Consider the following 22,472-nt stretch of genomic DNA (forward strand, 5'->3'; position numbering starts at 1 on the left):
TGGCAAATCCCTTTTACGCCGCCTGGCGGCAGGAAACCTTCCGCGCGCCTAGAGCACCTGATGAAAGCGTATCGGATAGCCAAAGCTGTCCTTTTCGAACGCCACGTCTCTGTCGTTCTCGCCCAGCAATAGGCTGTAAACGCCGTTTTCCTCATAACGGCTCATGGCGATATACAGCACGACCTCCCGATGGTCAGCGATCGTAAACTGTTTGCGCCTGGCGTTGATTTCCAAGGTAAACGCCACCACAGGATTGTTGTTCAGAAATACCGAGGTCTGCTGCATGGAGACGATCCTGCCCTGCGCTTTCTCGGTCACCTGAAAGGGCGTGGCGTCATTGGGGGCGCGTATATCCACCTTCTTTTGGATATAAATAAAGTTAAACACCGCCAACGCCACCGCCACGAACAGATTGATGACCATGATCAAGATGATTTTATTCGCCATGAACTCTCCCTTTGCCGTTCTTCCGGCTCCCGACATGAGCGAGGTAAAAGTGCCCTTGCGGGCACTTTTCATTAAGGGCCGGGCTTATGACGATTTACGGCCAAACAGCTGCGAGAAGGCGCTAATCCCGGCATCGATGACGGCGCCAATGCCCTCACCGAGTTTGGCGCCGGCGCCCGCCGCATCCGCGTGGATCCCGAATAGACCGGTACCGGCATCTACGATGGCGCCAATGCCATTGCCCAGGATTTTGCCGGCATCGGAAGCGATGCCTGCGCCGGAAACCGCCATGACTTCTGCTTCAGTCAGTTCTTTCATACTGTCTCCTTTGTATTTATCGACATGTTTAGTAATGAAAAAATGAAACCCTCACTGTTTGTTCACCTCCTTGTTATCTGCCCACGAAAGACCCTGTTGCCAATGCGTTCACCCGCGCGGCGGTGACAATGTCAGAACAGGCCGAACTCACGGCAGAGATAATCGGCGACGCCATTGCGGCTGTTGGGCAGCGCAATCGGGTTAAACGGCAGCGCGCGCTTCAATTCGCCCATGGCATTGCCCATCACCACCCCCGTTCCGGCCCAGCGCAGCATGTCCAAATCGTTCATCGCATCGCCGAAAGAGAGGCAATCGCGCATCGCTATCTGTTTGGCGCTCAGATAGTCGGCCACGCTTCTGGCCTTGGAAATATGCTTATCCATGATGTCTATCGTTTCCGCAGAGGACTTACAGATGGACAGCGTTTTTCCGAAAGCCTGACTGACCTCGTCGTAAAACCGCTCGATCAGCGCCGCTTCACCCTGCAGCAGCACTTTCAGGATCGGTTGCCGTTTCATCGCCTCCGGCTCGACATAGCGGCAAGCGACGCCCGAGGTCTTGATATAGTCGGCAAAATGCGGATTCTCTTCGGCCATCATCCATCCTTCCTGGGTGAACAACGTCACGTGGAGCGGACAGGCGAAGAGGTAATCCATCAACATCATTTGGCTGTCGCGAGGCAGGAAATAGCGTTTATCCGCCACCGGCCGCCCCTCGATATTGACCATCGCGCCATTGCAGGAGACGATCGCCGGCGAGAACCCCAAGCCATCCACAATCCCGCGCGCATCCGCATCGCAACGGCCTGTCGCGATGACGATTTCCAGCCCGCGGGCATGCAGGATATTGAGCGTTTCCACCGTCAGATCAGACAGATTCCCGGCAGGATCCAGCAAGGTTCCGTCAAGATCGCTCACGATCGCCCGGTATTTTATTTTGCCGTCGATAGCAAGCCACATATCATGCCTCCTCCGCCTGGATAATCCCGTCTTCGGCGCGGATTTCGCTGTCGGGCGGAAGGTGGGCGATCGCGAGCGCAATGGCCTGAAAACGGCGTCCTACCGCAACGATGGTCTCCTGAGCTATCTCGTGAGAATCATAAAACAGTGAAATGGCGAGCCGTTCCGCTTCGGGGAACAAGCACAGCACCGTTTGGTGGTTGCTGCCGCTGACGATATCCGTCACCCGGAACGTAAACGGCAAGCGCGGATCCTTCTGCGGTTGCGGCATGTTTTCAAACACAAACAGGCTGCCGAACGGCGAAGTGGGCACCCATTGTTCGTCGTAGCGGTTCAGTTCGGAAAAGGCGTACTTCTGCCTCAGCGTCTGGGAGTCCGCGATATCGGCCAGCAACGCATAAATGGGCCGGCGGCGAATCGCCTGCAGGCGCAGCACCGGGCTGGCGACACACAGGCCAAACAGCGTCTGCACCTGCTCAATATCCGCCGGGCGCTCGCTCATGGTCGTGCCGATCGCGATATCGTCACAGGCCAGCGCTTCGGCCAGCGCCAGCATCCAGGCCAGCTGCGTCAGTTGATTGACCGTGATCCCCTGGCGCCGGCAAAACGCGGTGAGGCTTGCCACCTGTTCCGCGGTGAATTCCGCGCCATATTGCCGCATGCGTCGCCCCTGCGGCGCGGCATCCGGCGCAGCGCTCAACGGCAAACGTTGGTTGACCGGCGCTCCGCGCAAATAGTCCGCCCAGAACGCCTGCGCTTCGGGATCGTCGCCGTGCGCGCGCACATAAGCGGCGAACGGCTCAAATCGGTTAATTTCCAGCGTCGGCGCGCCCCCTTCCAGCAAGGTGAGGTAGTCGTTGAACCAGTGTTCGAACAGAACGCCGAGGGACCAACCGTCGAACAAGATATGGTTAAAGGTCTGCACCAAATAGTGCTCATCGGCGTTCAACTTGATCAGGCGCCAGCGGATCAACGGCGGCGCATCCAGCTCAAACGAGGTTTCTCGTTCCCGGGCCAACAGCGCTTCCATCCTTTCTTCCAGCGAGGACGGCGGCGCATCGGTCCAATCCTCGATCGCGATCGGCGCCTGCAGCGTCTCGCAGATGAAGACGTTGGGCCGCCCACGGCGGGTTTGATCGCCAAACCCGGCGCGCAGCATTTCAAAGCGCTGCAGCGCCAGCGACCAGGCCTGGTTCAACACCTCCGGCTGCAGCGGGCCGGCCACCTCATAAACGGCCTGATCGATCTGATACTCGCGGTTAAGCCGGTTGAAATACATCAGTTCCCGCTGCGTAACCGTAGCCTCGAAAACGGCGGCGATGCGATGACGTTGCTGCCAGTGGTCCAACTCGGCGAGGCTGACGTCGGCATGGGGGAAGTCCCCCGGGCTGGCGAGGCAAACGCCCTGGCTCGCCTCGTGGCAACAGTGTTCGACCAGCGCCGACACGCTCGCCCTATAGTGCGAACCGATCCGGGCCAGCGTCGCCTGCGGCAATAAGCCCGACATCACGATGCTCAGCCGGTCGCCGTGCACGTAGAGCACCAGATCCAGCACATTGTCGCTCGCCGGCAGCGCGCCGTTTTCCAGATCCGCCGTTTGGTCGATCAAGGCCCACAGGGCGTCGTCAGTCTGTTCGTTAAAGACGCCGAGATAGTTGAATGAAATGGCCGGCAAGCGGTGGCGCCGCAGACAGGCTATCGCTTCGTCGTCCGACGCTGAACCGTATTTCAGCGCCGAATAGCCGATGCCGTGATCCGGCATCTTTCTTAATGTGTCCTTGATGGCGCGCAGCGTGTGTTTTGGGCTCTGATGCGCGGTGATGCGCAAAGGCAGTAAGGCGGTGAACCAGCCGACGGTGTCGTCGAGCTGGATCTTATCGTCATTGATATCGCGGCCATGGTGTTCGAGCGTCAGGTAACTGTCCGCACGGCCATGCCAGGCCTGCAGCACCGGCGCCAGCGCCGCCAGCAACACATCGCGGGTCGAGGTACGGTAGGCCTGATGACAAGTGTCCATCAACAGCGTCGTCAACGCCGCGTCGCACTCTAAGCGGCAAAACGCCGGACTCTGCGCCCCCTCTCTGAGCGTTGCGTAATCGGGTTGCCCGGCGATCATCGCCAACCAGTAAGCGCATTGGTCATGCCGGCTCGCCGCGTAGTGCCTTAACGTCTCGCCCCACTGCCGGTAGCTGGTGCCTTTCGCCGACAGCGATTCGCCCTGATGCAACCGTCGCATGTCTCTGACGATGATGCGCCAGGACACCACGTCGATGATCAGATGATGGAATGCGCAGAACATCAACGCGTAGCCGGGCGCGCTGCTGTCGAAAATGTAGACGAAGCGGCACAGCGGCCCTTCTACCGGATCAAACCCCGATTGCCATTGATGCAGAAGTTCGGCGCGGCTTTGGCGACAAAGCGCCAGGTCATAGTATCCCCATGAAGGGCCGCCGTCGGCCACCGACAGATAGCGCTGCGCGACCAGCGCGCCGGCATCGTCGGCGCTAAACCGCGCGCGCAGCATGTCATGGCGCGACGCCAGCCCGTTCACCAGATCGGCCACGCGCTCGGCGGACATCGGCGGCACCCGCACCAAAAAACTCTGGTTGAAGAAGGCGCGATGTTGCGGCGGCTGCTCGTTGTACCAGCGCTGAATCGGCAGCAATTCGAATTCGCCCTGCAGCTCGCCCTGTTCATTGAGCGGCGCAATCGCGTCCCGTTGCTGCAAGATGCGCTTGGCCAGCGCCCGCGCATTCCGGGTTTCGAACACCGCACGCGAGTTGCTGTGATAGCCCGACTTGCTCAATTCGCTGGTGAACACGATGCTTTGGATCGAATCGCCGCCCAGACGAAAGAAGTCGTCATCCACCCCAACCCGTTCAACGCCGAGGATCTCCGCCCACAGGGCGCAAATCAACGCCTCCAGCGCATTCTGCGGCGCGGCATATCGCTCGCTTTGCGCGAATTGCGGAGCGGGCAGCGCCGTGCGATCCAGCTTGCCGTTCACCGTCAGCGGTATCTCGTCGAGCGCGACATAGCTGGACGGCACCATGTAATCCGGCAGGATCCGCTCCAGCCGGGCGCGCAAATCGGCAGGATCCAGCGGCTCGCCCCGCGTCATCAGCACATACGCGGCAAGGCGCTTGCTATCGCGATGGACGACATCCACCACGACGCATTTCTCGACGCCCTCCAGCGCATTGATCGTATTTTCTATTTCGCTGAGTTCAATTCTGAAACCGCGGATTTTCACCTGGCAATCGTTTCTGCCGAGATACTCCAGATTGCCGTCGCGCAACTCTCGCACCCGATCGCCGCTTTTATACAAGCGTCGCCCGTTCAACGTAATGAAACGCTCTTGCGTCTGCTGCGGCTGGTTGAGATAGCCGCGCGCCAGCGCGTCTCCGCCGATATACAGCTCGCCGGCCAGCCCTGGCGGCAACGGCTGCAGCCAGCGATCCAGCACATGAAGTTCGCGCCCCGGTATGGCTCGCCCAATCGGGATGCTGCTGCGGGTTTCGTCCGCCGCGATGGCGTACATCGTGGTGAACGTGGTGCATTCCGTCGGGCCATAGCCATTGATGACCTGCTGCGGGCGGTTGGCTTGCCGCACCAGGCGCTGCATCAGCGTGGCGGTCAGCGCCTCCCCGCCCACCAGCAGACAGCGCAGCCCGGCGAACAGGTCGGGGTGACTGAGGTAAAGATGATCGAACAGGCTGCGCGTCGCCCACAGAATCGATACCTGCTGCCGACGCAGCAAGGCCTCCAGCTGCGGCACATCGCCGGCGATATCCTCCGTGTCGCGCACGACGACCAATTTGGCGCCGTTGAGCAATGCGCCCCACACCTCGAACGTCGCCGCATCGAACGCCGGACTCGAGAGGAAGAGCAACACGTCATCGGGCGTGACAGCGATGCCGGACGCGGTCGCCAACCCGCACATCGCGTGTTGCTCGAGCATCACGCCTTTCGGGATCCCCGTCGATCCCGAGGTATAGATCACCGCGCCGAGCCGGTCGGCGCCGGTGACGGCCGGCAGATTCTGCCGCTCGTGCGGCAGGCGGTTCAGATCGCCCAGCGTGAGGACGGACACGGCGTGCGGCATCATCGCCGCCAGCGCCTCGGCGGCCGACTGCAGGCTTTCCCCGGCGATGAGCACCGGCGCGCGCGTTTCTTCGAGAATATGCCGAATGCGCGCCTGAGGATAATTGCAGGAGAGCGGCACATAGGCCCCACCGGTTTTCAGCACCGCCAGCAGCGCCACCACCATTTCCAGGCTTTTCTCGCTGTACAGCGCAATCAGCGTGTCCGCCTGAGGGGCGACCCCGGTCAGCGCTTGGTAGCGGAGCGTAATTTCGCGCGCCAGGCTATTCGCCATGCCGTTCAGCTCACGGTAGCTGACATGCAGCCCCTCAAACTCCAGCGCAATCTTATCCGGATAACGCAGCGCGATCGCCTCAAACCGGGCGCTGAGGGTTTCTCTCGGCAACGCAGGGACCGCGTCGTCATCTGGCGGCATGTCGGCGGCGGGATAAAAGGCGAGGTGGCGTAAAGGCGCGTCAGGCGCGCGCATCGCCGCTTGCATCAAACGCATGAAATGTTCCGCGCAGTCGCGCATGTCATCTTCGTCAAACATGTCCTGACGAAAACGCAGCCGGAACTGCAAGGCATCGCTGTCGGCCCGATCCTCATATTCCAGGGAAAGCGACGCGCTGGCCATATCGTGGTTGGCTTCAAACAACGGCGAAGTGGCGCAATCGGCCAGCGCCAATGCCGCATCGCGCAGGTTGGTTTGGGCAAAGGAAATCGGCATCGCGCGGATCCCCAGCGCCTGCACCACCTGTTGCGTGGGCAGTTGGTTAAACCGTTGGCGCGAGTGCGGCGCCGCGGCGGTAATAAACGCCAGCGCGCGTTGATAAACGGCGGCGAAGCCTTCGCCGTCACGCAGCGCGAGGGGCATCACGCTGGTGTTGACATGCCCGCCAAGCGCAAATCTTTGCCCCTTTTTTATCGACACCGGATAGCTGATATAGACCGTTTCCTGATTGCCGCTGCGCGCCATCAAGATGCCCCACAGCACCAGCAACGCCAGAAAGTCATTCATTCGCCGTATTCCCGCGCTCTGCTTCAGCGCTTTCCATTGCGCTTTGGGCACCTGGAAACGCAGCTCGGCCGCCTCATCGTTTCGCACGGCGCCGCTTTTCTCAAAGGGCACGTCTATCGCGCCCAAATTTGCCGCTTCGGCCCGCCAGTGCGCCAGCGCTCCATCGGCGGCCAATTGTTCCACCTCGTGCTGCAGCTGCCGGTTGATGGCGGCAATCTCGGCCGCCTCAAGACGTGTCGATAGCCGCTGTTGACCATAGTACTGGCTCACCAATGAGAAAAACTCGTCGGAAGACGCGCCGTCGATCACCAGATGATGGCCCACCAATGCCAGGGTATAGCGCCCCGGCCCCTCGGCGAAAAGCGCCCAACGATAAAGCGGCCCGCGGTAAATGTCGAAGGGCTGGCGAATCACTTGGGTCAGCAGCGTGCGGTCCGTGTAATGCTGCAAAGGATGGATTGCGTCATTGCGACGCCAATACAGCTCGCCATTCCGTTCATGAATATGGCTGTTCAGCAGGACATGATCTTGCACCAGCGCATTCAGCGCAGCTTGTAATCTGATGGGATCCAGCGCGCCCTCAATACGCTGCAGCACCAATACGTTGTAATTACAGCCCTCTGGATGGCGGTCATATTCATCGATAAAAACTTTTGAATAGGGTGATACAGGAATCTCTTCCATGACAAACACTCCATTTAGAATACACGTGCCCTGCTTAACGGCGATCCATGCGGCATACCCAAACCTCTTTCGGCATCAGCTCGCTTATCTTTTCTGAGTAATAACCGATCAGCATGTTGATGCGCTTTTCTGCAATGACCTCCGCCGCCTGAGCGCAAATCGACTTGTAAAAACCAATAGGGATCATCACTTTGCAACGGCTATGCAGGTGCCGACAAACGCCGATGGCCCAGGAAAAACACTCCCTGGAAGGATTGGAAATATCCAAAAGTTCGGCACACTCACTGGAACAGCCAATCACAGCGTAGAGATTGCCTTTATTGATATAATGAATTTTATGATACAGAGGATGTTTTTCAATATATTCAAATGCGCGATGATCTTTTTCTCGCCCCAGATTATTGATAAAGCTGGCCTGCCGCGCTTGGTCGCCCTCGGTAAAACGAAAGGCCATAAACTTATCAGGCTTTAAGGTTAATTCGACGAAGGGATAGATTTGCGTATTGGTCGTTAAATACTTTCTAAAAATCTTTTCATAAACCCTGATCTTCCTGTCATCGGAAAAGCAGATATCCGCCGCCACATCCGAACGCCTGGCCTGCAGGAAAAAATCTTTCAAGACGGTGGAAGATTTGACCTGACGGTGGATCCCAAGATCGCCAAGCATATTGACATTAAAGGATAATTCATTGATTTTAAAAGGATAAAAACTGGATACAAACATCCCGAGATAACGCTCTTGATCCTTGTAAAATATGCCTGTTTTTTCCATCGGCGCCCCACAATGCGGATCGAGCAAATGCTTCCAGTGCAGGAAACGCTCCCCGCCCAAATCTCTGCCATAAAGCTCTTGCAATAATTTGAAATGATTATGAGAAACCGCTTCTCTCACAAAGACAGCCATGTTTTATCTCCCTATAAAACCGATTCCATGCCGGGCGGAAATCAATAAAAGATGACCGCTCAGCGCCGCTGATAATACGGCGCCGGACCGTTCGCTTCCTTTCCCTGATTAACAAGAGTCGCTGTGCATTTTTAACCAGCGCAAGAATTCAATATTATTATCAATGTTCAGTTTTCTCATGGCCGAACGTTTATGAATACTCACCGTCTTCGGGCTGATGCCGAGCAACATCGCCGTTTGGTTTTGTGAATAGCCCAGATGGATTAAACGGCACACTTTCCCCTCGCTAAAGGTCAACTGGGTACGACAACGCGGGCAATAGCTTGAAACCAAACTATTTTTCTTGCGATAGCAGAACATGACCTTGTCCACGATCGCCGCCACGCTGTCTTTGCGCGTAATACTTCCGGCTTCCAAATTGCAATGAATTTTAGGGAATGTCTTTTTATGCTCCAATATTGAAAAATAGAGCGGAATAGAAGAAAAGTTGCCCTGCAAAAGCTGGGTATGACAAAAATTTATGGACACCCGCTTGTCCGGCGCCCTGAATATGATGTTGGCACGTTCTTCTCCCGTGATCTTGGCCTTAATGCCATTCGTGAGAAAACCTTCTTGCAAGGCAAGACTCAACCCCAGCTTGAAGAATTGATTTTTATCCACAATAGCGATATTGACGCGCTCCATTAACAAACCTCCCTTTTGACTACGCTTGCTCACTCTCCTTACTGCAATATCATTGCTGTGATTATTTTTTGTTTTAACGTGCTTTTTAATAAAAAAGCGTTATAGGCGAAGCAAAAAAGACCTTGCCTCGCAAAAGTGCATTTTATATATAGGGTTATATAAATCATCTGCCCTGGAGAGCATACAAAAGCAAGACGCGGTAAGCTGCCGCGCTTCGCAAGGGAAATTGTTATCGTAAGATATATTTATAAGGCATCATTGCCATCAGCATCACGGTGCTAAGATTTTTCTCTGATACGTTAATTTTACTCCAAGAGCGCAATATATCCAGATAAATATCGAAAAAACACATAATATAGAACATAACATTGCGCGACATTGATTGTTAAGAGAATCCGTTTATGCATTAGGAATTTACTTATGATAAAGGCAGGATAATGCTTTTTTCGCGCGAGGCGGTGGGGTCATCGCAGACCCTATTAAACAGAGTATAACCATATTCATTTTATTGTAAAAAAATTGCATAAAAAAAAGCTACACTTTATGGCAGTAAGTGATTCCCGCCCTTTCATGTAGACGGCAACAAAAAAGAAGAAGGCGAACCCATCGGCCGCCCGCGCAAGAAATGCCTGGTAGGAGTAAAGATTTTTCAGGAGTGATGCGCAGCGCAGAAAGATAACGCGGCATCGTTGACGAGCGGGATGATTTATATTTTTTTTATCCTCATCAATTTTTTAGCCTCCAGGCAGGAAACCAACCCGAGGTGATCTTTTTTTAGCTGCTTGTCGCTCCCAAGAGGAAGAATGACTTTGAACGTTTGCAACTTACCGTGATTATTATAGATATCAAAGACTATCACCGGCGGGCCATAACCCAGGATCATGCAGTCTAAAAACCGCAGAACGGCGCAGCCCAAGCGGCTCCTGGCCTCCCGGATGATTTTATCCGCAAGCTCATCATACCGGAAAGGTCTTTCCGGCGTCGTCAATACCTTCATAAGGTCTCCCTTCTGGTATATATCATTCCGATTTAAAATAATAACCTCATAAAACCGCCGCCGTTCAAGGCGAGTAAGATATAAAAACCCAGGCTTCGGCAATATATAATCTAACGATGCAAAATCAATCTAACAAAAAACACAATAGTATAAAAAAACAGCACGAGTTTTATTGAAAAAACGACCTGATTTGCAATAATGAAATTGCCTGAAGTAAAGGGCTAACTGAAAAAGGAGTTTCAATCATGAAAGAACTATCCGCAGTAGAAATTGAACAAGTTAACGGTGCTGGTTTTTTTGGTGACGTAGGCACACTGATTGGCAGTGCGGTAGGTACAGGTATTGATACCATTTCCGCGATTGCCGGTGTTAACCCGGATGCCAAAACCGTTGTCGGCACCATCGGTAAAGGTATTGGTCTGGCCGTCGATGCGCTGATTTCCAGCGGATTGCAGATCATCTCTAAACTGTAATAACAACTCATAATCATCCCTTCCTATTTTTTAATTCGCTTCATTTTAAGCACCTTCGCGGGTGCTTTTTTTTACACCAAAGAATCAAAAAATAGATAAGGTCAGAAAAACCAATATCCAAAAAAACAGGCTGGGTATCACCATGATAAAAAAACCCATGCGTTTATTGGCGTTTTTGAGCATCCAGTCATAGATCATCGCAACACTCCTTGTGAATACCAGGAGGCATTTCCGCCTCCCGGTATTTTATCCATCGAGTTTTTGATTACAGTTTCGGCACTTTGGAAAAGAAGTCCGCCATTTCGTGCGGGAACCCTTTCGCAATCGCCGGACGAAGATCGTCCATGGAAACATTAAAATCTTTCGGCTGCTCACTCGTTTGCATTTTTTGGTGTGCGTTCACATTCGATTGCAGACCATTAAAAATGCCCTTCATATTGCCGAACATATCATCGCAAGATTTTGTCACATTACTCATGACCGACTTGGCCGCATCCGGCCCCGACATTTGAATATTGCTGACGCCTTGCATAAACGGTTGACTCAGCGACGATTGGGAATTGGTGCCCAAATTGCCGCCGGCCTTCATGGTTTCTAAAATTTTGGCTGGATCTAACATGTTTATCACCTCTTTACGGTTGTGTTTACATCGCTTTCGGGCACGAGAATCCTCGCAAAGCCCGTGACCAAAGTGGGAAATCTTTCATCGTCGAGCGCAATTCCAGTTTGAGCACGCCCACCACCGACGACATCGACATCGTCAGCTCTCGCCTGTCGCTGGCGAGCGGCACGGGATTGCTGGCGTCGAACATCCGGAACAAGGCCCAGGGCCCGTCGAAACTGGCGACCTGGATCTGGCCGGTGCCGGTGCGGAAGGTGAGTCGAACATAGCTGCCGCCTTTCGGGCCCGGCCAATCGATACGGGTAGGCTGGCTGAAGCCATGGCTGTAGTTAATCACCTGCCCATCGATATCCAGGGTCGCTTCCGTAATGGTCGGCGTCAGGGACAACGGCCTGATGAACATGGAGAAGGACAGCTTGTCGCCGGCGGTGAAGAAGGTGTCGCGGATCAGGCGTGCATTTTCAAACGCGCCCAGCGTGCTGGCATTGACGATCCCCTCTGAACCCGGTTTGGCATTCCATTTCTGCGCGTTGACGTCCACATAAGGGGCCAGGTTCTCATCGAAGAACTGCTGCATCGCGCCGCTTTGGCCAAACATGCGCGAGAAGTCCTCGATGCCGACCTCCGCTCTGGCGTTGCGCGAGAACGGATAACGCCCGCTGATACTGCTCTTGCACAAGCCGGAGGCCAGCGACGAAGCGCCTTTGCTCAGGTTCTTTTGGCTCTGCTGAATAGTCTGGCTGTCCCCGACCTGCAACAGATCCATCATCACGCTGCGCACCGGTTCCGGCTGGCGCGCCGCATCCAACTGCAGACGCTTCAGCGTGCCTCCGGCGGGCACCACCTGGCCGCCGCGCAGCGAGGTGGACAAGGTGGTCAACTGGCTGTACAGCGCTTCGAAACTGCGGCTCAACGGATCGTTGCTGGCGTTGGTGGTCTGCAACAGCTGATAGCCCAGGCGGCGCAGCAGCTCGAAGCGATCTTCCACCGCGCGTTCCGGCGTGAGACGAAAACGCGCGCGCTCGCCGGAAATCTCGCCGAGGATGTCGCGCCGCTGCTGCTCGATGCGGTTGCGCTGGCGATCGAACCAGCTTGCCGCATCGCCCTGGTTGGTGCCGGTCATGCTGGTTTCGCGCGCGGCGAAGCGCACCAGATTGGCCAGCGGGGGAAGAAGGGTCGGACAGTTGACGCGCCAGGATCGCCGCATCCTCAAGCCCGTTGACCGGCCGGGCGCGCACGTCGCGCATGAAAGCATCCCATTTGTCGGCATACTCGATGAGGTATAGCTTCCTCGCCTCGTCGGCCAGCTTCTGCGCCGAAGCCAGCGAGTTCACCGCGTTTTTCCCTTCCGCGCTGTCGCGCAGCACCCAGGACTCTTCTTCGATCATGTCCTTGGCGGCGTCATCGAGCTGCGCCAGGAAAACGTCGCGATAGCTGGCGCGGGTATAGAACCCCGGCACGGCGGTATCGGTGACCGTCGCCTGGCTCTTGCGGCGCAGCATCAAGGAGACGTTCGGCCCGGCGGCGTCGGCTAACGAAATATCGTTGATCGCCGCCGGCAACGGTTTCTCTTCGATGCGGCGCACCACCCGCACTTGCATCGGAATGTTCATCGCTTTCACCCGCGCCAGGCGCAGCAGATCGCCGTTCATCTTCATGACCGGCGCGTCCGGCAAAGAGAACATCTCCCGCAGATGGTAAGCGAAGATGCCTTTGTTCATGTCGGTGTAACCCTGCGGCATAAAGGTTTCCCAGCGCGCCATGAACCAGTCGACCAAGGCTTCGGCGGAGCGGTGCGAGGGTTCGCCCATCATCAGGTACACTTTCAGGGTGCCGTAGACGTCCTTGTTGGACGCCGAGACGTCATTCTTGAGTTCGTCCGCGATATAGTTTTCCACCGCCGGCCAGAAGATCTGCAGCAAATGGCGTTGGTAGGTTTTTTGCGCCGCGCTGTTGATCAGCTTGTGCTCGAAATAGGGATTCGGCACCGGCGACACTTCGCCGCCCAATTGCGCGTTCATGTACCCCAGCTGCTCATAGGCGGAAATGACATCGTCGCTGACGCGGTTAGTCACCGGAATTTCGCGCACGATGCGCTTTGTCTCATCGAAGCGCGCCGCAATGTAGGAGATGTAATCGCTCTCCCACAGGTAACGCATCGCCAGCAGGTTAAACGAGACCGCCAACAGAATGAGCACCAGCACATAGCGGCCCAGGGAGCTCATGCGGCTGCCGAGCGGCCTGGCGTGCGAAGACTGCTGCATCACCCCGCGTTCTTGCCGGGCATAATCCAGCTCCGGGTGATAAATGCGCCCGGTCGGGCGAGCTTCATAGATATCCGCCGCTTCCGCGTTGTAGATCGCCCCCTGCGGCGGCAAGGCGATGGTGCTGCCCAGCCACACCTGCTGCAGATGGCAGGCGTAGCCCACCGGCGTTTGCGGGAAGATCTGCTCTAACAGGGAATACAGCGGGTTGCCCAGCGACCCCAGCGATTCAGTGAAGAACAGCAGCTGTTGGCGGTTTTGGCCGTCCGGCGCATCGTGCAACAGTTCGAGCACGTGATGGCTGACGCGCGCCACCATCTCCCGGTAGAGGGTTTCATACTGCTCGAAGGGGGTTTCTCCCTGTTCGGCGCGGTTCAGGCTGAAGCCCATGCCTTTTTGCAACAGATCGTCGCCCAGCATGGACAGGAAGGTCTCGCCGCCGACCAGTTGATCGAGGTGGCTGATGGTGAGATAGACCGGCAGCTCGCTGCGGAACCACGAGGCCATCTCCAGCAGGCGCACGCGCAGCGCGTCGGCGACCGACTTTCTCTCCGTCAGCGAGGCGTGCAGCAACCAACGCGCATCCAGACACAGCATGATGCCGTCGATGCCCGGATGGCGGCGATGGCGGCGGATCAGTTTGAACAGGGTGTCGCGCGCCCTGGCGCCCTCTTCCCCCAGGCCGTTCAACTGCAGCCATTCGCCGGAGGTGTCGACATACACCGAATTCTCCGCCAGCCACCAGTTGCAATCCTGGGTCGGCCCGACGTCCACCGTCTGCTGCAGGCCATAGTGCTCGGCCAGCAAGAAGCGTTCGCCGCTTTCGCCGATCAGCGAGGTTTTGCCGCTGCCCGGCGGCCCGATGACCAGAAACCACGGCTTTTCGCTGACGTAACGGCGCGTCAGGCGGTATTTGAAGCGCTGCCAAGGGGTGCGCTGCTTCGCCGTGCCGACGTACTGCAAGGTGCGCAAGGCGTCGTAAAAGCGCGAGGTCACGCGATCTCGCTGGGCGGTCTTGCGTTTGGCCGGGGCCGGCGCTCGCGCGTGGCGGAACACCCAGGATAAGAACGTCGCCACGAACGGCCACAGCGCCCAGCACAGGATCAGCGTGATGATGATGCCCCTGACCCAGACCGACAGCAGCGGCCGATAGGTGCCGATGGCGATCAACGGCCCAATCCACCACACCACCGCACACAGCAGCAAGGCAATCACCAATATGAATGATCTACGTATCATATAATTTCCTTATTATCTCTACGCCGGCGGATGTCTTAGTTATCCTCGGGGACCTCGGCGGCTACCCCTGCCTGATTTAACGTTGCAGACGGTGAAGCCATCTCCCTCTCGCCGATTTTCCAAAGGATGTCCACGCGGCGGTTGCGGCGGCGCCCTTCTTCCGTCGCGTTGTCGTCCAGCGGCTCCTGATCGCCCTTGCCGACCGATGTCACGGTGCGGTTGTATTTACTGTTGGCCAAGGATTCGCGCAGCTTGTCGGCGACCGTCTGCGCGCGAGCCTCGGACAGTTTCAGGTTGGAGTTGTTGGAGGTGTTGCGATACGGTTTGTTGTCGGTATGCCCGATGACCTCCAGATCGCCCGGCCACGGCGCCAGCGCTTCCCCCAAACGCTCAATGTTGCGTTTCTTTTTAAACTCTTCCGACAGCTTCGACTGCCCGGTGGCGAATGCGCCGTCGGAGGTGAAGATCAACAGCCAGCCGCGCGGATCGGCGCGCACCTCCAGCCACCCTTCGCTGAGGATTTGCGGCAGCGGCTGCGGCAGCGTCTCCATGATGTTGATTTTGCGCGGCTGCGGCGGCGTCCAGGCCAAAATGGCGTTGCGCAGCGCGCGGGACTGATCGTGCAGATACCAGGCGGCCGAGGCATACGCCAGCAGCGCGATGGCCAGGCCGTAGCACAGCAGCTTCAGCGGCGTGATGCGGGTCGCCTTGCGCACCACGTTGCTCGGCTCGGCATCGGCCAGCGTCTGCGTCGGGTTCTGGCTGTACAGATAGCCGTCAAGACGGTTGCGCACGTCGGCCAACAGCACCGCGCCGCGTTCCATTACGTGGTATTGCCCTTCGAAGCCCAGCGACAGGATCAGATCGTAAAACGCCAGGATCTCCTTGTTGCGCGGCGAGGCGGCCAGATAGGCCTGCAGGTGCTCGAAGCATTTTTCCCCGCCCCAGGCGTCGCGATAAAACTCCACCAGCAGGCTGAGATTCAGTTCGCCGGATTCGAGCGTGCTCATGCAGCACTCATCCACGTAGGAGCACAGCAGATAGGCCAGCTTGTCCACATCGCTCGGCGCGATGTGATCCGCCAGCAGCGTCTGCTGAAACTGTTGGATCTCACGCACGATCTGCGCGCGCACCGCGCCCGGATTCAGCTGTTTCTGATCGCGCACCCGCTCCACCTGCAGCAGGACCGGGATAGCGGCGGCGATCAGCGGGTTGTCCCAATGGCCCATCATCACGCCGGGCTTGCTCAGCGCGGCGCGGCCGAACAGCCCGCTCGAGGTCGGCGCCGCCTCGGCCGGGCGCTCGCCCGGCGCGGGCTCGCTGCTTTCCGGCGCAACGCTTTCCGCTTCATAAGGCTTGGGTTCGGGGGGCGTCGCCACCCCGGCGCTTCCCGGCCGCAGCTTGGCGGCCAGCGCCCGCGCGCCGAAGGACAGCGCGGCGATCTCCGCCGTCGTTTTGCCCACCGAGCCGGACGCGGGAAGGCGCGGCGTCGCGTTGTTGCGCGTTACCGCCATCGCCTCGCGTATTTTTCTCTCGAATTCGTTCATCCCACCCTCCCTTGCCTTAATCCCCAGACGTCAAAACGCAGGTCGGGGAAATCACCCACGATGCTGAGCGCCATCGCCGAGCCGGCCATCATTTCCTTATAAATCGGGTCGGCATGATCAACCTCGAAATAGATGCTGTTCGGGTAATACGGTATGTGCCGCGGCGGCGAGGCCATCGGCAGCAAGCGAGCGCCCGGTAATTGCAGATCGATCAGCTGAATGATTTTCTCGACCGGCCCCAGTTTGACCTGCGCGGGGAAATACGAGCGCAGATGCTCGATGGACAAACCGCAGCTGACGGCGAACACCAGTTTTTCCAGGCGCAGCTGCGAGTCGTTCGGGCACAGATAAATGCTGTCGCCGCGATCGATAAACGGCAACGCCACCGCCGGCGCTTCGATCACCAGCGACAGCGCGCGGCGAATCGAGGCGAACAGCTGGAAGTAGCAGTTGTGCGGTTCATCGTGCAGATACACCAAATCGGCCCGATCCCAGAGGCGTTCGCCGCCGGGAATGATGCTGAGCCGCCCCAGCAGGCTCAGCAACGTGTCGAACAGGGTTTCAGGATGCACCTGCGGGCTGGCCAGCAGTTGGCTGATGCGCAAATTGAACTCGCTCAAGGTTTGCAGCAGCAGCAGTTCCAGCAGCTCGGAAAGCCCGCCGATCGTCATATGCACGTCCGGGCGGAAAACCGACTCCAGACGCTGGCTGATCAGCCCAAGCAATTCGGTGGTGAAAGCGGGCAGCCAGCCGATGGCGCGGAAATCCAGCATCGGCGGCAAGGCGCGCTCATCCAGCAGCACCCGACGATCGCTGGTCAGCTCGCGCACGAAACCGACCGGCAGCACGCTTTCCGCGCTGCTGACCGCGTCCTCCAGGCTTAGCCGCGTCACCAGGCTGCCCAGTTGCATCGTGCACACGCGCGGGGTCCCCTCCAGGCTGACGCCGTGGTTGCGATCCGGCACCTCGGCGTCCATGGTGCGAAAACGGCTGCTTTTTCGCGCATCCTGGATAAGATCGATCTGGGCGTTGCCGGCGATGTCCATCAGCACGGACAGGCACACCACTTTCCCCTGGCAGCCTTCTCCCAGCACCAGCGGCGGCGGCAGCGGAATATCCTCAGGCATGCTGAACGCCGTGCCGTCGGGGAAAACGCCCTTGGCTTTCTTCAGCGCAAACTTGCCCTGTTCCAATAGCCCGTTGTCGATCTCCAGCGTCAGGAACCCCCAGGTGAAGGTTTCGACGCTGCGCAAGCGCGCTTCAATCAAGTGCTCGAAAAAACGTTCCTGCTGCTGGAAATGCTGCGGTTCCATCAACATGCCTTCTACCCAGGCGACGCGTTGTTTAGGTAACATGTCATTCATCCATTTTGTCGTTAGTCACTATGCTGAGTGACGTCATCCCCACCATCACCTTCATTTGCGAATCAGCCTGCGCAGGGGACTTTTGCTCGGCGAGCGGCAGTACGCCGCTGATTTGCTGAAACTCCGCCCCGACGACGACCCATCGCTCTTGCCCCGCCGGCACCTCGAAGCGATAACGCAACGTCTCCCTCGGTTGCAAAATGCTCTGGTGCCGGCTCAGCGCCCCTTCCGACGGCGCCGTCTCGCGGCAAGGGGCGCCGTCGCCAATTCCCTCAGGCATCCACCCCGAGCGATTGGTTTCTATCACGCACACCTTGACCGGCTGCGCCTCCCCGGCGGCATTCGGGTTCACGTTGTCGTTGGCGGTCACCTCGACGTCGATAAACCGCAACCGACGCCCCGCATCCGCAGCCTCATCGTGAGAAAACCAGCTGCATCCGCCGAGCATCCCCACCGCCAACAGTCCCCCTGTCGCAATCCCCCGGAGCGTTTTCACCATGCTGAACTCCTATGCATTAACGAAACATTTGGTCTGGCTCGGCGCGACCTGAGTGCAGACCATGTTGTTGTTGTTCGTCGTGCTGGAATCACCTAGCCGCGTGACCGGCATGCCGCCGGAGAAATACTTACCCGATCCCTGCACCGGCTGCGCCTGGGCCGAATGCGTCCCCGAGGCAGCGCCGATCACTCCGCCCGAATCGGCGGTGGCCACACGAGTGGTGCCGAGGTTTTGTTCATTGCCGCCGGAAATGAAAATGTTAGGCACGTTCGGTATGCCGGTGTTGTTGGGCGAGGTGTTCGGGCCCGGCGCCGGTATCATCGGGTCGCAGCCGGCAAAGCCGATCCCGCCCATGTTGGTATTGGCTGCAGTCATGGTGGTTTACCCCATATGTATCTGGCCACCGTCGATCTTCAGCACCGCCGAAGACTTCAGGGAACCAATTTCACTGTTGATGACGAGGGATTGCCGCGCATCCTGAATGATGTGCTTGGCCAGCACCTCGTCGGTTTCCTCCACCCGCCGGCTCGCGTGCTTGCTGCGCACAAACAGGCGTTGAGAGATTTGGTGCAGCGTTTCGGCAACCCAACGGCTGCTGCGCGTCAGCAGCGTGAAGTGCGGGCTGCGCAGCGTCAGCCGCTTGCCGCCCTGCAGCTCTATCTCCGGCGCCACGATGCGCAAGTTGGCGCAGCGGCTGTCCAGCGTCATAACGGCGTTCGCCTGTTGCCGCGACAGGATCTCGGTGATGACCAACTTGTCGCCGTCGGCGATGACGCAAACGCGATCGCCCGCCAGCGGCTGAACCAGGCAGCTGGTGGCGACCGCCAGACAATGCGCGCGCATGCCGTCGACATACAGACCGCCGTTGGCGTCGGCCGCCAGCGTCACCACCTTGCGCCCCCCTTGTTCGGGAAGCGGAGCGCTGCGCACCAACTGCAAAGGCGTCACCCTGGCGTTGGCATAGACCTTCTGATGCTCTCTTCTGGATTTATACATATCTGCTTACTCCTGTTGGCCGTTGATACGACGGTTGCCGCGGCCCCGGTTGTTGATGCGCATACCAGGCGTCGATCGCGCTCAAGAACGGATCGGCGGTAAGCGGCACGTTTTCGGCGCGATGACGCTGCGCGCCATGCAGGCGAGCGCTCTGTTGCTGAGCGGCGGTCAACGGCTGTTCGATCAGGTTCGCTTCCCGCAGCTCGGCCTGCTCAAGATTGGCTAACGCCAGATCGCACGCCCTGAATTCCGCTTGCGGCAAGATGGCGCGCCCCCAGTTGGCGCCGCCCATCGCACATTCGCTGAACCGGGCCTTCTGCCCCTGCGCCAGGATCAGCGTCGCGCGCTCGAAATCGCAGCGCAGCGCCTGCGCTTCAGCGAAGATCGCCGAGGTCAGATCGCTGTCGGCGAACGAACACCCCTCCAGCTCGCTACGGTGAAAACTGGCGCCCTGCAGCTGTAGCTGAGCCAAAGTGCAGCCCGACAGGCGGCAGGTGAACCAGATGCGCGCCTGCCCCGCGATCGTCTGCCAGCTGCACGTCTCCAGCCGGCAGCTCCCCATGATGTGGCGCTCGAGGGTCGACGCCTGCCACAGGCACTGCGTGAGTTGGCAGGCGTACCAGTTGGCGTCCTGTATCACGTCCTGGTGAAACATCAGGTTGGTCAGGGTGCTGGACTGCACGGCCAGATGCCCCAGGCTGCTGCGTTCAATTTCCGCGCCGTTGACCTCGCACCGGATCAAACCGCAGTCATCCAGCAGACAATCGCCGACGTAACACCCCTGCAGCGTGGTGTCGTTGCACGCCAAATTGCACAGCAGCCCCTGTTGCAGCGTCAGGTTCTCAAACCGGCATTCGTTGAACGACAGGCGCATCAGGCTGCCGCCGACCACGTTGACCTGCTGCAGGGTGCAGCCCTCAAAGCGCACCGCCCGCAAATCACAGCCTTCAAACGTGACGCGTTCGAAATGACAGTCGATGAAAAAGCAGTCGCTCAGCGTCAACCCTTTCAGCTCGCGATCGTGAAACCGGCGTTTCTTGAAGATCCGCGGCATGGGCGGCGTCTGCGCCACCGCCTGGGCGACCTCCAGTTCGATCGCCTCTCGGTCAGGCAGCGCCTGTTGAATCACGCGGCTTTCAGTTTTCATGCACATAGTCCCCATGAATGATTCTGCGCGGCACCCAACACGCGCGCTCCAGCAGACAACCGCTGAACCGCGTGCCGGCGTCCTGCCAGGTCATCGCCAGATGCGCCGCCGCCAGATTGCACTGGTCAAATTCCGCATCGCGCAGATCGGCGTTATAAAACAGGCCTTGCTGAGCGCTGCTGTTTTGCCAACGTGAGTGCGTCAACAGGCTGTCTTTAAACCGCACGCCGGCCAGATCGCAGCTGGCGATCGCGCAGGCCGTCAGATCGGCCTCGTCAAAGTTGCATTCAGTGAAAACGCTGTACAGCAGTTGGCACCTCTCCATGCGCGCCGCTTTCAATCCCACTTTGGTGAAACAGCTATCGCTGAACACGGCGTGGGAAAAGTTCGCCTGCATGCCCGCCGTCAGGCTCTCGACGCGGCAGCGTTCGAAGCGCACGCCGCGCCAGTTGCCGCCAAGGAACGAGTTTTTGGTGAGCGTCATCTCCAGCGCAACCGCCTCTTCGGCGAGGCAGCGGTTAAACACGCACGCGTCCAGCTCGCCTTGCAGAAACTGCGCGCGGATCAGCGTCGCGCCATTAAACATGCCGTTGCCGATCGCCGCGTGTTCAAAGCGGCTCGCGGTGAAATCGCCCCGTTCGAAAACGCAGTTATCCAGCTTCACGTGGTCGGCGCGCAGCCCTTGCCCCTGAGGCTCCGCCAGCGTCACCCGTTCGAAGACCGCCTCTTGCCACACGCTTTCCGCCAGCAACGGCTTTTGCAGCGTGCACGAGATCATGCGGATCTGGCGCAGCGCCGCCTGCGTCAAATTGACCGCATCAAAAACGCAGTTTTCGAAGGTGCAGCCGTCGAGGGAAGCCTGCGAGAAATCGCAGCGCTCAAAGCGGCACTGCAGAAAATGCCGGCCCGACAGCGCCTCGCAGCGCAAACCGGTGAAAGTCTTCCCTTCCACGGTCGCGCTATCGGGGAAAAACGCGTCATTGCCGTCTTCAGCGGGAAGATCCGGCAGATCGGGCAACGTCACGGAAGCGGGCTCCGCCGCCGCTTGTTGCTGGTGCAAGGCGATCGCCTCGCGGATGCGTTGATAGAACACGGCGGAATCGCCCAGAGAGGTGGGCGACGGATCGTAACGCAAATCGCTGGGGTGATCCGACACCGCCTGGATGACGTTCAATCCCATCTCCGCCGGCATCAGATCCGGATCGAACAGAAACTCAAAGGGCGAGGCGTCATCGTCGCTGCGCTTGCGGAATACCTGTTGGAAATAGTCGAACGAGCGCGGCGCATCGCAGCGATCCAACGCCAGCATGACGGACTCGATGGACTCGTCCAGCAGATGCGTCAACGGCGCATTGCCGGTGAAGATAAGCAAAGCGATGTCGCTGTCGGGCAGGAACCACAGCGTTTTGCGCTGCAGCTCGATTTCCTCGAGGCTGTCGCTATCGTGACGGCGGATGAACGCCCGTCCGCGCACCGCCGGCAGCTCGCCGCGAATCGCCTCGCTTTGCGCGCCGACGCCCTGCAGCTCGAAGGGCACCCGATCCGGCCACGCCGCTTCCGGCAACCACTGCGCCGGCGGCGCCATCTGGAAATAACGCCGATCGATATTGGCCGGCAGCCCGGGGAATGCCGTCTCGAGATAGGCTTTGCCGGCGATCTGGCCCGCCACCTTATCGATGTGCGCCTTGCGCAGCGCAAACTCGTGCGGCACCGGCGCCGGCGCCGCCAGCGGAGAGCGCTCCTGCGCGGTCCCCTCGGGGGACAGCGTCATCAGCAGCGGCCGCAGCCCGTCATTGCAGCCGCGGCCAAACGGGTTCTCCTTGTTGTCTTTGCCGCCCCAGGCGGAGGTGTGATCCAGCGGCACGCTGAGGAAGGGTTCCACCTCCATCGCGCCGCGCCGTCCCTCGCCCTCGACCCGCCAACGGCGCTTCAGCCCGCCGATGTCGGCGCTGACATTCAGCGTTTTCACCGGCTGACCGATGCCGGCATGGCCGACGATCAGGTATTCGGCGAACGGCTTCGGCTCGGCAACATCCAATATCGGCAGGCTGAGCGGCACGCGCTTCCATGCCTCCCAGATTTCGGCTTCGTTCACGAAGTGCTCAGGCCGGGACAGGTAGCATCCGGCCACGACGCTGATGCCGAGCCGGCTGTCTGTCCCGATCTGGTAACTTCCTTTAATCGCCACCAATTGCTGTGGCCGTATGATTCTCATTGCCGCGCC

General features: G+C 58.6%; 18 protein-coding genes. 1 reads left to right on the plus strand and 17 read right to left on the minus strand.

Annotation, left to right across the window (positions count from 1 at the left end):
- Positions 1-48: 48 nt before the first annotated feature.
- The 7 genes from ACORQT_RS15775 to ACORQT_RS15805 all read right to left on the minus strand — a co-directional run bounded on the left by ACORQT_RS15775 (position 49) and on the right by ACORQT_RS15805 (position 10,097).
- Complete coding sequence (locus ACORQT_RS15775; protein WP_042784953.1) at positions 49-447, minus strand: hypothetical protein; 399 nt, start codon at positions 445-447, stop codon at positions 49-51.
- A gap of 84 nt (positions 448-531) precedes the next feature.
- The gene (locus tag ACORQT_RS15780) at positions 532-765 is read right to left on the minus strand and encodes a hypothetical protein (RefSeq protein ID WP_004935304.1); all 234 of its coding nucleotides are present in this window, start codon (positions 763-765) and stop codon (positions 532-534) included.
- 131 nt (positions 766-896) lie between these two features.
- On the minus strand, positions 897-1,724 hold the full coding sequence (locus tag ACORQT_RS15785) for a Cof-type HAD-IIB family hydrolase (RefSeq protein ID WP_033643650.1): 828 nt from the start codon (positions 1,722-1,724) through the stop codon (positions 897-899).
- A 1-nt stretch (position 1,725) separates the two neighbouring features.
- A complete protein-coding gene (locus ACORQT_RS15790; RefSeq protein WP_444859235.1) occupies positions 1,726-7,512 on the minus strand; it encodes an amino acid adenylation domain-containing protein in 5,787 nt (1,928 codons plus the stop codon).
- Positions 7,513-7,546: 34 nt separating this feature from the next.
- The gene (locus tag ACORQT_RS15795) at positions 7,547-8,416 is read right to left on the minus strand and encodes a hypothetical protein (RefSeq protein WP_033650782.1); all 870 of its coding nucleotides are present in this window, start codon (positions 8,414-8,416) and stop codon (positions 7,547-7,549) included.
- A gap of 108 nt (positions 8,417-8,524) precedes the next feature.
- Complete coding sequence (locus ACORQT_RS15800) at positions 8,525-9,100, minus strand: helix-turn-helix transcriptional regulator (protein ID WP_004935315.1); 576 nt, start codon at positions 9,098-9,100, stop codon at positions 8,525-8,527.
- Between the two features lie 706 nt (positions 9,101-9,806).
- The gene (locus tag ACORQT_RS15805) at positions 9,807-10,097 is read right to left on the minus strand and encodes a hypothetical protein (RefSeq protein ID WP_004935318.1); all 291 of its coding nucleotides are present in this window, start codon (positions 10,095-10,097) and stop codon (positions 9,807-9,809) included.
- A 245-nt stretch (positions 10,098-10,342) separates the two neighbouring features.
- On the opposite strand from ACORQT_RS15805, the gene ACORQT_RS15810 reads away from it, so the two are divergent.
- Complete coding sequence (locus ACORQT_RS15810) at positions 10,343-10,570, plus strand: hypothetical protein (protein WP_004935320.1); 228 nt, start codon at positions 10,343-10,345, stop codon at positions 10,568-10,570.
- Positions 10,571-10,835: 265 nt separating this feature from the next.
- Here the strand turns inward: ACORQT_RS15810 and ACORQT_RS15815 are convergent, their stop codons facing one another.
- From ACORQT_RS15815 to ACORQT_RS15860, 10 genes are read right to left on the minus strand one after another with little or no spacing between them, the layout of a single operon-like run.
- Positions 10,836-11,189, minus strand: coding sequence for a DUF6277 family protein (locus ACORQT_RS15815; RefSeq protein ID WP_033632662.1), 354 nt, complete (start codon positions 11,187-11,189; stop codon positions 10,836-10,838).
- Positions 11,190-11,214: 25 nt separating this feature from the next.
- Positions 11,215-11,790 (minus strand): type VI secretion IcmF C-terminal domain-containing protein, encoded by a 576-nt coding sequence (locus ACORQT_RS15820; protein ID WP_444859433.1) that lies wholly within the window; start codon positions 11,788-11,790, stop codon positions 11,215-11,217.
- Positions 11,750-14,695 carry a type VI secretion system membrane subunit TssM gene (gene tssM / locus ACORQT_RS15825; RefSeq protein WP_444859236.1) on the minus strand — a complete coding sequence of 982 codons (2,946 nt, stop codon included), beginning with the start codon at positions 14,693-14,695 and terminating at the stop codon, positions 11,750-11,752. Before tssM ends, ACORQT_RS15820 begins: the two co-directional genes overlap by 41 nt.
- Before the next feature lie 35 nt (positions 14,696-14,730).
- The gene (icmH, locus tag ACORQT_RS15830) at positions 14,731-16,242 is read right to left on the minus strand and encodes a type IVB secretion system protein IcmH/DotU (RefSeq protein WP_033643654.1); all 1,512 of its coding nucleotides are present in this window, start codon (positions 16,240-16,242) and stop codon (positions 14,731-14,733) included.
- The gene (gene tssK, locus ACORQT_RS15835) at positions 16,239-17,597 is read right to left on the minus strand and encodes a type VI secretion system baseplate subunit TssK (protein ID WP_021505816.1); all 1,359 of its coding nucleotides are present in this window, start codon (positions 17,595-17,597) and stop codon (positions 16,239-16,241) included. Before tssK ends, icmH begins: the two co-directional genes overlap by 4 nt.
- Before the next feature lies 1 nt (position 17,598).
- Positions 17,599-18,105 (minus strand): type VI secretion lipoprotein TssJ, encoded by a 507-nt coding sequence (locus ACORQT_RS15840; RefSeq protein WP_033643655.1) that lies wholly within the window; start codon positions 18,103-18,105, stop codon positions 17,599-17,601.
- A gap of 9 nt (positions 18,106-18,114) precedes the next feature.
- Positions 18,115-18,480: a PAAR-like domain-containing protein gene (locus ACORQT_RS15845; RefSeq protein WP_033643656.1), complete on the minus strand. Its 366-nt coding sequence runs from the start codon at positions 18,478-18,480 to the stop codon at positions 18,115-18,117.
- A 6-nt stretch (positions 18,481-18,486) separates the two neighbouring features.
- Positions 18,487-19,101, minus strand: coding sequence for a DUF3540 domain-containing protein (locus ACORQT_RS15850; RefSeq protein ID WP_033643657.1), 615 nt, complete (start codon positions 19,099-19,101; stop codon positions 18,487-18,489).
- Positions 19,094-20,248, minus strand: a complete 1,155-nt coding sequence (locus ACORQT_RS15855) for a pentapeptide repeat-containing protein (protein ID WP_228287357.1) — start codon at positions 20,246-20,248, stop codon at positions 19,094-19,096. Before ACORQT_RS15855 ends, ACORQT_RS15850 begins: the two co-directional genes overlap by 8 nt.
- Positions 20,238-22,463, minus strand: coding sequence for a DUF2169 family type VI secretion system accessory protein (locus tag ACORQT_RS15860; RefSeq protein ID WP_197801413.1), 2,226 nt, complete (start codon positions 22,461-22,463; stop codon positions 20,238-20,240). The genes ACORQT_RS15855 and ACORQT_RS15860 overlap by 11 nt, the downstream gene beginning before the upstream one ends.
- Positions 22,464-22,472: the final 9 nt, after the last annotated feature.

The organism is Serratia sp. (in: enterobacteria) (genome assembly GCF_052400455.1).
GTDB classification, from domain to species: Bacteria; Pseudomonadota; Gammaproteobacteria; order Enterobacterales; family Enterobacteriaceae; genus Serratia; species Serratia ureilytica.